Annotated in this window: 10 protein-coding genes; 2 read left to right on the top strand and 8 right to left on the bottom strand. The window is 64.3% G+C overall.

From position 1 onward, the window contains the following. The first annotated feature begins 1 nt into the window (after nucleotide 1). Nucleotides 2-1,198 (top strand): ABC transporter ATP-binding protein, encoded by a 1,197-nt coding sequence (locus ABD655_RS05705; RefSeq protein WP_344712311.1) that lies wholly within the window; start codon nucleotides 2-4, stop codon nucleotides 1,196-1,198. Between the two features lie 33 nt (nucleotides 1,199-1,231). Here ABD655_RS05705 and ABD655_RS05700 read toward each other — a convergent pair whose 3' ends face one another. Further along, nucleotides 1,232-3,346, bottom strand: coding sequence for an LGFP repeat-containing protein (locus ABD655_RS05700; protein WP_344712310.1), 2,115 nt, complete (start codon nucleotides 3,344-3,346; stop codon nucleotides 1,232-1,234). Next, a complete protein-coding gene (locus ABD655_RS05695; protein ID WP_344712308.1) occupies nucleotides 3,343-3,624 on the bottom strand; it encodes a hypothetical protein in 282 nt (93 codons plus the stop codon). Before ABD655_RS05695 ends, ABD655_RS05700 begins: the two co-directional genes overlap by 4 nt. Before the next feature lie 55 nt (nucleotides 3,625-3,679). On the opposite strand from ABD655_RS05695, the gene ABD655_RS05690 reads away from it, so the two are divergent. Next, nucleotides 3,680-3,853 carry a hypothetical protein gene (locus ABD655_RS05690; protein WP_344712306.1) on the top strand — a complete coding sequence of 58 codons (174 nt, stop codon included), beginning with the start codon at nucleotides 3,680-3,682 and terminating at the stop codon, nucleotides 3,851-3,853. Between the two features lie 44 nt (nucleotides 3,854-3,897). Here ABD655_RS05690 and ABD655_RS05685 read toward each other — a convergent pair whose 3' ends face one another. The 6 genes from ABD655_RS05685 to ABD655_RS05660 form a co-directional block, all read right to left on the bottom strand. Next, entirely contained in the window at nucleotides 3,898-5,097 is a 1,200-nt protein-coding gene (locus ABD655_RS05685; RefSeq protein WP_344712304.1) for an alginate O-acetyltransferase AlgX-related protein, read from the bottom strand. Then, nucleotides 5,094-6,362 (bottom strand): acyltransferase family protein, encoded by a 1,269-nt coding sequence (locus ABD655_RS05680; RefSeq protein ID WP_344712302.1) that lies wholly within the window; start codon nucleotides 6,360-6,362, stop codon nucleotides 5,094-5,096. The genes ABD655_RS05685 and ABD655_RS05680 overlap by 4 nt, the downstream gene beginning before the upstream one ends. Further along, nucleotides 6,359-8,287, bottom strand: a complete 1,929-nt coding sequence (locus ABD655_RS05675; protein WP_344712300.1) for a rhamnan synthesis F family protein — start codon at nucleotides 8,285-8,287, stop codon at nucleotides 6,359-6,361. The genes ABD655_RS05680 and ABD655_RS05675 overlap by 4 nt, the downstream gene beginning before the upstream one ends. 173 nt (nucleotides 8,288-8,460) lie before the next feature. Further along, complete coding sequence (locus ABD655_RS05670; RefSeq protein ID WP_344712299.1) at nucleotides 8,461-10,095, bottom strand: glycosyltransferase family protein; 1,635 nt, start codon at nucleotides 10,093-10,095, stop codon at nucleotides 8,461-8,463. A 714-nt stretch (nucleotides 10,096-10,809) separates the two neighbouring features. After that, a complete protein-coding gene (locus ABD655_RS05665; protein WP_344712297.1) occupies nucleotides 10,810-11,757 on the bottom strand; it encodes a glycosyltransferase family 2 protein in 948 nt (315 codons plus the stop codon). A gap of 29 nt (nucleotides 11,758-11,786) precedes the next feature. Next, on the bottom strand, nucleotides 11,787-12,890 hold the full coding sequence (locus ABD655_RS05660; protein WP_344712295.1) for a glycosyltransferase: 1,104 nt from the start codon (nucleotides 12,888-12,890) through the stop codon (nucleotides 11,787-11,789). Nucleotides 12,891-12,892: the final 2 nt, after the last annotated feature.

Here is a 12,892-nt window from a genome sequence, read left to right as displayed (position 1 = left end):
CATGACGACCGCACCTGTGACCGCTCCCGAAGTCGTACGCTTCGACAGGGTTTCCAAGACCTTCACGATTCGCAAAGACAACTCCCTCAAGGATCGTCTGGTCGGCTTCGCCCGGCACCGCGATCAGCGCCGTCAGTATCGCGCCATCGACAACGTGTCTCTGTCGATCAAGGCGGGCACGACGGTCGGGCTGCTCGGCGCCAATGGCTCGGGCAAGAGCACCCTGCTGAAGCTGATCGGTGGGATCCTCTCGCCCGACACCGGAAGCGTAAGCCACCGCGGTCGCATCGCGGCCCTGCTCGAGCTGGGCGCCGGCTTCCACCCCGATCTCAGCGGCCGCGAGAATGTGTACCTCAACGCGGCGATCCTCGGCCTGACAAAGACCGAGACGGATGAGCGCTACGACGAGATCGTGCGCTTTTCGGGCATCGGCGAGTTCATCGACAACCAGGTGAAGTTCTACTCCTCTGGCATGTACATGCGTCTGGCCTTCGCCGTGGCGGTTCACACGGATCCCGACATCCTGCTCGTCGACGAGGTGCTCGCCGTCGGCGACGAGGCGTTCCAGCGCAAATGCATGGACCGCATCAAGCAGTTCCAGCAAGAGGGCCGCACCATTGTGCTCGTAAGCCACGCGGCCTCACAAGTCTCGGAGCTGTGCGACACGGCCTTTGTCCTCAAGGACGGTGCCGTGGTCTATGCGGGCGACGTCAGCGGTGGGCTTTCGGCGCTGCGAGATGTCATGGAGGGCAAGCGTGTCGGAGAGACGCTCGAAGCCGAGTTGCGCACCAAAGCGCTGGAGGTCATCGCGATCGAGACCCTCACGGCAGACGGAGCGGCCGCTGACACGTTCGCGTCGGGTGGCCCTATGACGATCCGCATCCACGTGAACGCGGACGTGGACTGCCCGGAGTGGATGACCGGTTTCAGTATCGACACATCGATGGGGCAGATGGTGCTCGCTTCGAACACGGACCGACTGAGCGCAACCCTCCCACCGCTGGCACGCGGCACGCACCACATGGATTACCACATCGAGAGCCTGAACCTGGCTGTCGGAGAGTACTTCGTCAACGCGAACACCTCGCCGACGGTCGAGGTGGACACCCACATCCTGTGGCAAGGGGCTCGCTTCAGTGTGACGGGGAACGAGGCCAATCTCGGCGTGGTTGAAGCCGAGATGACGGTCGGGTACTAATCACTGTTGGTCACCGACCCGGCCCAGAACCGATCACGCCGGCAGGAATGTCACTACGCCCTGGGGATCTGACCGGGCCACACCGTTCTGGTACTGCTGGATGCATCCGTTCGCGTCGCATGTCTGCGGCCCACTCGGCCAGCCAAGCCATGTCGCCTCCGCGCCGTACTGATACCACGTGGTCAGAATGGGTCCGTACTGGGTGAAGACGGCCAGACCCGACGGGTTCTGCGTGATCACGCCGTTGCCGAAGTGCTGCACCCATCCGCCGCCATTCGCGGCGGAGTATCGGATGTTATTCAGCGCCGGTCCGTAGGCCGCCATACCGCCGCCGGCTCGCCACACGGCGCCCAGCCCGCCGAAGGTCGAGTACACGCCCCACGTCGACTCGGTGATCGCCCCGGTTTGGAACTGCTGCCCGCATCCCGTGTTGTCACAGGTCTGCGCGGATTGAGGCCATCCGAGAGAGCCGAATTGACCTCCGGCGGCTGTCCACACCCCCTGGCTACGACCATAAGGAACGACGAAACTGCCTACACCGCTTTGCGCGAGGATGCCCGTGGAGAAGTTCTGTGCCCATCCCCCCCCGTTCGCTGCTGTGAAGCTCAGGTTGTTGAGGGCCGCCCCGAGACCGCCAAGGCCACCACGGGCCTCCCACTCGGCGACGAAGCCGCCCGAGATCCCGTATGCGCCCCACGTGTCGGTGGAGGTCACGATTCCCTGCGCGAACAGTTGGGCGCACCCGACAGCAGCGCAGGTTACGGCCCCGCGCGGCCAACCGAGCCAGCCGGCCCCGGCGCCAGATGCCGACCACGTTTGCTGGATCGATCCGTAGGGGACCACGTGGAATCCGTACTGACTTTGGACGAGCACGCCCTGCTCGAAGTTCTGTACCCAGCCGGGTCCGGCGCTGGTCACCAGATATGTGACGTCATTCAGGGCGGCACCCAGCGACCCGTCGGTTGCCCCCGTGGATCGCCAGTGGGTGTTCAGGCCGCCACCGACCATGTGCGCGCCGTACCGGGGAGTCGTCGAGATCGAGGCGTACAGGAACGACTGCGAGCAACGAACTCCCGTAGAGCAGGACTGCTCACCGTTCGGCCAGCCCATGGTCCCGCCCGGGCCTCCGTTTCGATTGAACTCGGCGAGGATGACGTTGTTGGCCACGAACACAGTGCCGCCCCAATTGCTCCCGTAGAGGTTTCCTCCCGAGAAGCGCTGGTACCAGCCTTGGCCGTTTGCCTCCAGATAGACGGGGTACGACGTCGGCGCACCGATCGGACCTCCTGCGCCCCCACGATCGTTGTAGAAACCGGCAAGTCCCGGATGCACCGCGTAAGTGCGCGGGTTGCCGAACCAGTCCGTGAACAGTCGCCAGAAGTTGCGGTTCCCGTACGACGAACAGTCGTCCCCGGTGCCATACAAGTTGTTCAGGGCGGCGGTGTTCGGCGTGTACGGCGTGTATATATACAGTGCCGCCGTCGCCTGGTTGTTGATGAAGACGCTCTTGGTGCCGCACGCGCTGTTGGGATTGTAGAGAATGTTGTTGGTGCGTTGCTCGCGATAGGCGAACGACGTCGGATTGAGGCGGTAAACCTCGAACTGCCGGGCCGCGTAGTACACCTGGTAAAAGAACCCGGCCGTGTTCGGATCGCAGGGTGCAGTGTCGGGACACCCCTGCCCCATCGCCGCGGAATAGTTCCAGGCCGACGGCGCCGTCGCGGTGACGAGTCCCTGCTCCTTCTGGAGCAGGACCAGAAGGACGCGTTGGCTGATCCCGCAGGAGCGCGCGACTTTGTCGATGATCTGCGCGGCGGTCTCCCAGATGCCGCCCGAGTACCCGTCGCAGTATCGGTCGGCGGGGCGGTTGTCGGTGACCTGTTGATAGTCCTTGAGGCACGTATAGCCGGAACGACACGTGCTGACCTGACCGCTGAGAAACGATTGAACGGCGGGTGCGGTCATTGAGGTCGACTCGTAGAAGATCGCGTCGTCAATGATGTAGCCCGGATCCCAATCGGACGCCGACGCCGCTGCAGCCGGCTCGACCGACGTCACCGTCGTCTCAACCGCCACGAACAGCGACGCCGCGAGCAAGAGGACCGTGAGTCGAGTGATCAGTGGGCGGAGGCGCGATCGCGTCGTCATCGAACTGTCACCGCCTGGCCGTTTGAACGACCGCGATACGTGTCAGATGAGTAGTCGATGATGGCCTCCCATTCGCCGGATGCGAAGTCATCCGTCGAGATCTTCATGAGTCCGCAGTTGGTGCTGTCGGGGCCAGCCGCGCCGGGCGCTGTAGCCGTGCGCTGATCGCCGCCGCGAGAAACGGTGAGCGTGCATGTGCCGCTGTCCTCCGCGACCCCGGTTACGATTCCGGTGGCCTCCAGGTCCCCGTCGATGACGTCGAGGGTGACGATCGTCACGTCCACGACCGTCCGAGTGTCGTTACTGGGCTCAGTCGTCGGCGACGCAAGAGGCGTGGAGGACGACGACGTACTCGGAGTCGGAGTCGGAGTCGGGGACCCTGAGCGCGTCGCTGTCGGCGCCGACGACGTGATCGGCGTTCCCGGCTCGGGGACGCACGCCGAAAGCAGCAGCACGACGGACGCCAGTGCGATCGCGCGGGGAATCGATTCCTGCCACATGGGCTAAAGGCTACTTGGGGCGCGGTCGGTTTCCGTGCAACGCCGCGGTCGTCAGTAGCCGGCGCCCGGCGGCGGAACCTGAATAAGGTGTCGCTCGGCGAACTGGACCACGACGACATCTGGTTTGTGCTGTTCGACAAGCTGCCGATAGTCGGGGAACACATCGAACGTCCCGTACTGGTGCCACTCTTGCCACGTGGGCGAGTAGGCCTGCTGCCAGTAGGGCGAGAGGGCCCCGCCCATCGAGTCGCGCACGATGAGCGCCGACTTGCCCGTCCACGATTCGGACACTTCCGTCGTGACGGGCAGGATCGAGGCATCCGTCATAGCCGTGCCCGATACGACGGCCTTCGCCCCGTCCTTGTCGCTGATGGTGACGTCCTGGAAGGCATCCGCGAAGATCGGCACAGCCCAGTCGGGGCCGTTGCTTTTCACGCCGAACGGCGCCCACTCGTTGAAGTCACCGGTCACCTCGACGCCGGTGATCGTGGGGACCTGCAGCGGCGGGTCGTCAGGGAACATCTCGTTGACGCACGGCGCGATGTGCGACCAGCCGAGGTAGCCCCCGTACTCCGTCCAATGGCTGTTGCTCCAGCTGAAGGAGTGGAATTCGCTGTTCGGCTTGGCGTCGATGAGCGGCTGTCGCATGTCGATGAGGGGCAGATCGCCCGCCGCCGCCACAAACTGGTCCATGATCGTGGACCCGCGCAGCCCCTGCATCCACTCCGGGAGTTCCTCGGGATAGATGCTGGATGTCGATGGAGTCACGGCGATGTAGAACTCGATGCCTTGCGCCTCGATCTGCTCGCGCAGATCGTTGTAGTAGTCGACCCAATTCTGCACCTGACCCGTAGTCAGGAAGGCGCGCCCAACCGCCTGCGACGCATACTGCTCGACATAGTCGCTCCAGAAGATCCACCCGTTCGGGCCGATGACGTACCGCTCGCCGATCTCTTCAGCGTGTTCCTGCCAGGTCGCCTCGGCCGAACCGTCTCCGGAGATCCACGGCTCCTGAGTCGCCGGCGCCACAGGAGGTCGACAGATCGCGTCGATCGGTCCGGCAGCCTCGACGGCGGCAGGACTATCACGCTCGCCCTGCTCCGCACCCAGTCGCACGTTCGCGACGAAGCCCAAGACAAGAGCAAGGGTCGATATCACTCCGAGGATGACAAGGCCGATGTAGCTGACGCGAGTCCACCATCGGGGCCCGGCGACTTTTTCCTGACCGGGAGGAAGCTCGGTCAGGCTCATCGGGCGACCACCTCGGGAGCGGGTGCCGGCATCGCGGTCGGTGCGCGACGGGTGGCCGTCGATCGGGGTGCGGCGAGTGCTCCCCCAGTCGGCGGTTCATTGAAGATCAGGGCCGGGCGCCATCTGCGGCGCCAACGGTCCAGTTTCGGCTGTATCCGATCCAGCACTCTCTGAAGCCAGCGGGGAGTCCAGTTCTTGAGCGCCATCGCGGGGCGCTCGATGTAGTGCCAGCTGAGGAACGCGTACGCATGCACGCCCGCGATGACCACCGCATGGTAGACGATCCAGCCCATGTCCTGCAGGTTGAAGAACGTCGCGAACCACATGAGCGGCCAGCCGATGATGTAGATGCCGTACGAGAAGTCCCCGTACTTGTCCCACCGGTTGAGCGCCTTGACCCGCACCGCGAACCAGATCAGCGCGTAGCAGAACGCGTACTGGCCGACGACGAGCCACCCGCCGCGGGCGTACGTGTATCCAGCGATGAGCACGGCCGCGACGCCGAGGCGGTCATCAATCGGCACGCGGTCCTTGAAGAAGCAGAACAGCATCCCCCAGGCGAAGGGCGCCATCAGCAGGAGCACCCGGTAGTCGCTCAGGAAGCCGAACAGGCCAGGGAGATCACCGACGCCGAGCCACTGCAGCATGGCGAGCGCGATGATGGCCCCGGCAATGGTGCCACCGACGATCCGGTTTGACAGCGCGCCGAAGACACCAAGTGCGCCGACGAGGATGTAGGCGCCGAACTCAAACGCGAGCGTCCAGGCTGAACCGTTCCAGTCCAGGATGCCGTGGCCCTCGTACAACGGCGTCGACGTGCCCATGCCCGCGATGTTGATTTGTGACATCACGAGAGTGAAGTTGTTCGAAAAATACGTCAGCGGCGACTCGTACGTCGCGTTCCAGAAGCCGTCCCACGACCCTGTCTCGCGGAAGTATGCGAGCGGAGCGAACGCGAAGGCCGTGACCAAGAGCGCGAGGAACCAGCCCGGGAAAATTCGCATCACCCGATGCCAGAAGAACCGAGGGGTGGTCGTGCGCCCCATCTTGCTGCGTGTGATCAGGAAGCCCGAGAGGAAGAAGAACCCGCACACCGCAACGCCGCCGAGAGACTGCTCGGTGCTCCATTGCGTGCCGAGATCTTTGCCACCGTAGAAGCCGGCGATCGGGCCGGCGTGCGAGAAGATGACCATGAAGGCCATGAGCCATCGCAAAAAGCCGATCGCGTTGTTGCGGGGGTCGAACGCCTTCGCCAGCGACGTCACAAGAGTTCCATGTCATTCATCGAGTTCGCGGCTCTCGTCGACGACGCGTCATCATCTCTTCGCCAACTCGCTGGATGAGTGAGCCATTGCACCGCACGATATACACCGCGCACGGGAGAGTAGAGGGCCCGCAGCGTAGGAATCCACCCTGGTCTGCTCAGACGAATGTAGGCCTTGGCGTACCCCATCGGACCGCCCCCGATGAATTCGCCCGCGTCGTCCAACAGATGAACCTGATCGATCGGGTACCCGGGCACGTTCTTGCTCATGCGGTCGAGCTTGTACTCGAGCGATGTGTGGCTGATCGCGGCATAGCTCGTCGTCGCGACAGTTCGGGTGTGATATCCGAGCTCAGCGGCCGCGTAGGAGAACAGTCGCTCTTGCACGTGAGCGATGCTTCCGTCGAGATGCTTGTTGGGCGCAGGGTAGTCGTTGTAGGTCAACGGAACCTTCGTCATCAATCGCAGTGCTTCCGGACGGAACGCGAACATACAGCCGTATGGTGCAAGCGGTGAAGGATCGTCGAAGGGCACCCTGATGCCGAGGCGCTTGGCGGTCTTTTCGGCTGCCTCTTTGTTCTCGAACCAACCTCGGCCTAGCGTCGGATAGCCGATGTGGATCGTCGGCGCGTACGCGATGCCCAGGGTCGGCTCTTTCTGGAAGAGTGCGACCAGGTTGGCGGCGTATCCGGGAGAGCTGAGCAGGTTCGTCAACTGATGCCGACGGAAGAAATTTCCCGCGTTGAGGCTCTCCTGCACGGTCTTCTTCGAATGGATCTTGAAGACGAGATCGTACTTGTCACTGAGCAGTACGTCACGGCACCCTACGAAGAACGCGCCCATGTCACGTCCGCGATTCGACGGGAGGACACGCACGTCAACCGCCCCCACTCTCGGGTCGTTCCGTTCCGCTATGACTGTCTGGATCACCGACGCCTTGAGATCGTCGGTGGTTGTGATGTACAGATCGTATTCGGATGGCAGATTCGCGCAGTAGTCGAGCAACTCTCTCGCGAGTTCCGTGTAGAACAGGTGAATAATCACCGCGATCCTAAGCGGCTTAGCCCGATCGTACGAAACGTCCACATCCGGCATGATCTGAAGCATCGCCGCGTTCGTGTTGAAGGCCTTGGGCTGGGAGCTGCGGGAGATGTTCTGCCAGACAAGGTCGGTGGGGTACCCAAGCTGCTCCGCCTTCTCGATGTATCGCTTCGCGATGATGGCGTGGCGATCGAGCAGGAGCGGATCATGGAAGAACGGTCGGCGCTTCAGCGCCGGGCACCCATCGTCGAGTAGCGCCTCGGCATCGTAGAAGGCCGGATGCCAGGTTGAATAGTTGCGCAGCGGAAACGCGACCTCGTACTCGAAGCCGAGGGTGTGAAAGTGGTTCGTGAACTTCGACTCATGGCTGAGAATCGAGTCAGTGTAGGAGACCACCGGCGGCATCGTGGCCCAGTATTCGCGCCATTCCTCTGACAAGAACATCCGCGGCCGAACGGCGATCCAATGCGACTGAATGTGGGAGTGCAGGACCCCCTTGGACGTGAATGGGTTCGGCCGCTGCTTGCCATGCTCGGTCATCCCCCAGAAATCGACCTCGAGCGCATCCATGCGCTCGAACATCGGCTCGAAGGGGTTGACGGGGCCGAACCAGGTGTAGTTCATCAAGATCAGCTCGTCGTACTGCGTCAGACGCTCGTGGCCGAATTGCTCCAAGGCTGTCTTGTAGCCCCAGACATCGAAGCCGACATTCTCACGTTGCCAGACGGTGTCTGCGATCCCTTCGAGTGTGGCGCGCCCCTCAGCGGTGAGGTCGCCGTTCACCACGATGAACAGATGCTCAGCAAAGGGACGGAGCCGCTCCAGCTTGTAGGTGACGTAGTCGTCGACGATGCCGCGAGGGTCCCAGAAGAGGTAGAAGATCACGCGTCGACCGCCCCTGGGGAACGTGGTCCGCTCTGTCACGCGTAGCTTTCCTTTCGTATTGCACCATCAGCCAGAGTTCTTGAGCGCTGGGCGATGTGCAGCACCGTTGGGATTGCGTTCGGGACGGGACGCCTGGCGCGAGGAACGCGCCGTTCGACATCGGTCGCATCATTCTAACCAGTGCGTACCTGGGCTTCGCCTGAGCCCTCGTGAGCGGCTCTCGACCAGCATCTCAGTTCTTCGACCGCCGCGACGAGTGTGCGCGCGCGGCTGTCAAATGAGTGCTCAGCTCGGATTCGCGCGCCGATCAGCTCGAGCTCCTGGTCGTCAGGGAAGAGTTCGGATGGGTCGGTGCGCAGGAGCTCCACGAGTTCGTGCTCATCGCCGTACACCGCGACGGCGTCGCCGAAGATCGACTTGATGCCATCTACGTCCTCGCTGATGACGCGACCGCCGGAAGCCACGACGTCGAAAGGACGCATGGCGATGAAGCCTTCCCGTCGCATAGCCGGCCACTGGTCATTCAGAACGATCGATGCTGTCTCATAGCGCCGGCTCAGGTCGACGTTGGGGATCGAAGTCGCTGCGATCGATGCAGCTGGAATGAAAGGACGCCAATCGGGGCCGTACACCTTGACCGGTATTCCCGCGCGGATCGGTTCGACGACGCTCGGGCGCGCAATCCCCCGCGCCGTGCCGACGAAGACGATGTCCTCGGTGCGCCCAAGGCGACGAGGATGAAACAAGTCCACGTCGGTAGCTTCGAGCAGCGGGATCACCGGGATATCCCACTCGCGCGCGACCTTCTCCGGCCACTTAGTGGACGCGGCGAACACACGATGGAACTGGCGCAGCTCCTCCTTGGACACCTGATCGGGATGGCTGATAATCCACTCCAACGCGATGCCCGTAGCTGGTGGATCAATCCGGTACGGTCCGCGCACGACGATCGACACGTCGTCTAGGTATGTCGTAGACCGGGCTCGGGCATCGTACGCGTCGATGACGACTGTCTGCCCTGCTCTCCGCAGTGCGTTCGCCAAGCCCCGCGCAAAGTGCGTATCGCCCCAGACGGCGCCGCGCGGACCAGCGGGCGCACAGATCTTGATGGCCCAGCGCAATCCGTGAGCAGATTCAGAACGCCATCGAAGCTGAGGAACCGGCTCCGCTTTCGGTTTGAGATCCCACCCCTCGACATCGAATCCGGCAGCATCGATCATCTGCGTCGCTCGACCAGTTGACGCGTCGGGGCGGCGGGCAAGGTACATCCGCGAGAGCCGCCTCGCTCGTCGACGGGAGAACGCTCGCTCAGGCTCGTCCAGCACCAATATCATCTGCGGAGCGACGAGCAGCGCAAGATGCGGGACCTGTTCCCTCAGTCGAATCGACAGAATTTCCAGTTCGCCATCGTTGACGAGAGCTCTGTCCAGGCCACCCGCTTCGACGAACGACGTGAGCGGAATGGCGAAGGTGCGGCCCGTGATCATTGGGACGGGAATCGGATCGTCACCGAGTCCCACGATGTCTTCCTGAGGATGCGCAGCGAGGATCCGGTAGGGCAGGTCGCCTCCGACGTGAGCCGATCCCATCCCGGACACCGTGCCGTCGAGCGAGAGCGAGACCGGGATGACAGCAGCGCCAGAACGAGAGAGATCTACGAGAGCCTGTACGTCAGCTGGCGAGAGATCAGCACGCGGCTCGACGGCGACGAGCACGTCACCGGATGCGCGTTCAGCGCCGCGCACCACGACATCCGCATAGGAACTGCGCGCCGGCGCTGCGAGTGCAGTGATGCGGTGGTCGATCATCGTGAGAACCACCGCTGAGATCCATTGCGAGGCGTCCGGATCGATCAGCGCGACGACGGCATCAGCACGTCCATTCTGGGCGACATCGGCCGCGAGTTCGAGCTTCCGCGCGAAGCCGCGATCCCCCGGCTGAACCATTCTCACGAGCGTGTACTTCGCGTCTCCCACGGCGCCGTCGAGTCGGATCGGCCGTCCAGTCGCCCATTCACGAGCGGCCGAGATCGCCCACTCACGGTATTCGGCGACCGAAACCACCTGCTCGCGGCGCCCCGCCCGCAAACGCAGTGTGGACGTGTCGCGATTCGTCCACACGTGCTCGAGCGCGGCCTGCAGTCCCGCCGTTCTGGCGAACTCCACTGCATCCCACCATGGCGATATGGGCACCGACGGTTTGTCGCTGATCAGGTAGGCATACATCGCAGGAACCCGGAACACCTCCGGGAGACCTCCCCCGGCATGGATCTCGTCGAAGAGGGGGTTGAGGCTGAGCCCGCGACGGAATCCAGACGAGACGTAGTGCCAGATCGCCAACGTCTTGCTGCAGCGCCCGCGGCCGCGCTGAGCGGCATAGAACTCTGCATCGACCAGATCGGACCGGGAGATTGTTCTCCACCACCACAGGCGGTCAGCCCAACGGATGACCGCGCCGAGCGCGGGAACTTCTCGCGCCGAGCGCCAGAGGGCACGTAGTCCGATCGTCCGCACTCATCGATCCTACGAGGGCTCGCCCGCGCCGCCCGCACGCGACGGCGCATTGCGGAGCCGATGACGCAGCCGACGCAGCCGGGACCAGATCGGATGTCGGGCTTCATGCAACCGATGCTGCTCGCGCAGCAGGTCGTCGAACATAGTGCGCATGTCCTCGCGCAGCCGTCGCTCGACGAGGCCGATATACAGCGGCAGACCGGCGCCGTTCTCCTCCACCCAACGACGCAGGGCCTCATCTCGCACTGCCACATCGTCTCGCTCGTGCTGATCTGCCAGCGCGAACATGCTGTTACCGTCATCGCCGCGCGCTGCTGGCCGTTGCGTCCAGTACGCGAGCGGCTCGCCGCCGATGAAACCGATGTGATGACGGAGTGTCACGCGGAGGTAGAACTCCCAGTCCTCGACGGCGTCGAGTGACTCATCGTAGAAGCCGACATCGTCATGGAGCCAACGGCGGTAGAGGAAGGAGATCGGTACAGCACGATTGATCTCCAACAGATCCGTGTAAGTGATGGCCCTAAGACCCTCCCAGTACGGCACCCTCGCCGTTTCAACCCAACCGTCTGCTCCCCGTTCCTCGTAGACAATCGCTGTCGCAGTCATGACTCCAGCATCGGACGGATGCTCATCGAGCCACGCGACGGCGCGTTGAAGGAAGTCCGGATGCCAGCGGTCGTCGTCGTCGTGCAGCACGGCGAGAGCCGCATCCGAGGCGCGGAGGCCCGCGTTGGCGGCCGCGCAACGGCCCCCTGGAGGGTGAGTGTCGATGATTGTGACCTTGTTGCCGATTCCCGACACAGCCACCGCATCTTCGACGGCCTCGCGCGCGCCACGATCGTTGACGACGATGACCTCCCAGTCATCGAACGTTTGGGACGCCACGTCTGCGAGCGCTCGTCTGAGGAACTCTCCGCGATTCTTTGTGCGGATGACGATGGCAACGCGTGCTGGCATGGCGTTCAGCCTAGAGCCCCCTGCTGCTACTACAGGTCCGCGTGCAGCTGCCAGACCCGGTCCGCAGCTTCGCGCCACGAGTAGGCGCGGCCGCGGTCCGCGGCCAGCACGCCGAGACGGTCGACCGACGCGGAAGAACTCAGCGCGCGAGCCAGCGCCTCTGCCAGCGCATCGTCCTGCGCGAGCATCCCGCCGTCCACGATGATTTCGTCGTGCATCGGTGAGGATGCCGCGACCACCGGCACGCCGAGGGCCAGAGCCTCGAGAACCCGCCACGGAAAGGCGGTGCGCTGCGCGGGGGCGACGAAGGCGACGGCGCCGCCGAAGACCGCGGCGCGATCCTCGGTGGCGAGGAGACCGCGCACGTGCAGGTTGCGCTCGGGGATGCCGGCGGCCGCGGCGAGGTCGGCGATCGCCGGCTCTTCGCCCTCTCCGGCGCCGATGACCACGACCGGCAGATCCAGCCCGGCGTGGCCGACGGCATCCAAGCCCGCAGCCAGCGCATCGGTGGGCGCGGCGCGGCCGGCGAGCAGCACGAATCCGTTCGGCAGGTCGAGCAGCCGGCGTCGCCCGACCTCGTCGCTCGGCACGGTGAGGCCGGCCGGCGCGGCGCCGGCGATCACCCGGATCCGCTCGCCGAGCGTCGCGATCTCGCCCAGCCTCACGGCCATCGAGTGCGTTGGAACGACCACGGCGTCGGCGTGCTTGACGGCGCGTTTGAGCATGGCGCGGTGCCACGACACCACGGACTTCGGCCACTCGGCGGGCGCCTCCCAGGGCCCCAGGTCCCAGATGGTCACGACCGTCTGATCGTTCTCGTGCACGCGGTCGTGACGCACGAGAGGGGCGAGGAGGGTCGGTGAGTGGATCATCCCGCCGCCGATGCCGGTCGCGATGCCGAACTGCAGCGCAGCGGCGAGTTCACGCCGGGCCAGCGCGGTGCGGCGTACGCCGACGAGTCCGGGGATCTCGACCGGCCGATCTGCCGGCCCGGCAGGCGCGACACCCTCGACCTCGCAGCCGGCGGGGGTGCCCGCGAGGAGCCCGCGCGTGAGTTCGCGCGCGGCGATCTGCAGATCGGGGTCGGTCGGTGCGACGAGCTGGTCGAGCATCACCCGGAGCGTTGCGGTCATGC

This window comes from Microbacterium terregens, from assembly GCF_039534975.1.
In the GTDB taxonomy this organism is placed as follows: Bacteria; Actinomycetota; Actinomycetes; order Actinomycetales; family Microbacteriaceae; genus Microbacterium; species Microbacterium terregens.
The sequence above is the reverse complement of the archived record's forward strand: the minus strand, read 5'-3'. Positions and strand labels throughout refer to the sequence as shown.

Bases quoted from the DNA above. Each gene is read 5' to 3' on its own strand.
- ABD655_RS05705 (WP_344712311.1), top strand. From the start codon at position 2: ATGACGACCGCACCTGTGACCGCTCCCGAAGTCGTACGCTTCGACAGG.
- ABD655_RS05700 (WP_344712310.1), bottom strand. From the start codon at position 3,346: ATGACGACGCGATCGCGCCTCCGCCCACTGATCACTCGACTCACGGTC.
- ABD655_RS05685 (WP_344712304.1), bottom strand. From the start codon at position 5,097: ATGAGCCTGACCGAGCTTCCTCCCGGTCAGGAAAAAGTCGCCGGGCCC.
- ABD655_RS05670 (WP_344712299.1), bottom strand. From the start codon at position 10,095: ATGATCGACCACCGCATCACTGCACTCGCAGCGCCGGCGCGCAGTTCC.
- ABD655_RS05665 (WP_344712297.1), bottom strand. From the start codon at position 11,757: ATGCCAGCACGCGTTGCCATCGTCATCCGCACAAAGAATCGCGGAGAG.
- ABD655_RS05660 (WP_344712295.1), bottom strand. From the start codon at position 12,890: ATGACCGCAACGCTCCGGGTGATGCTCGACCAGCTCGTCGCACCGACC.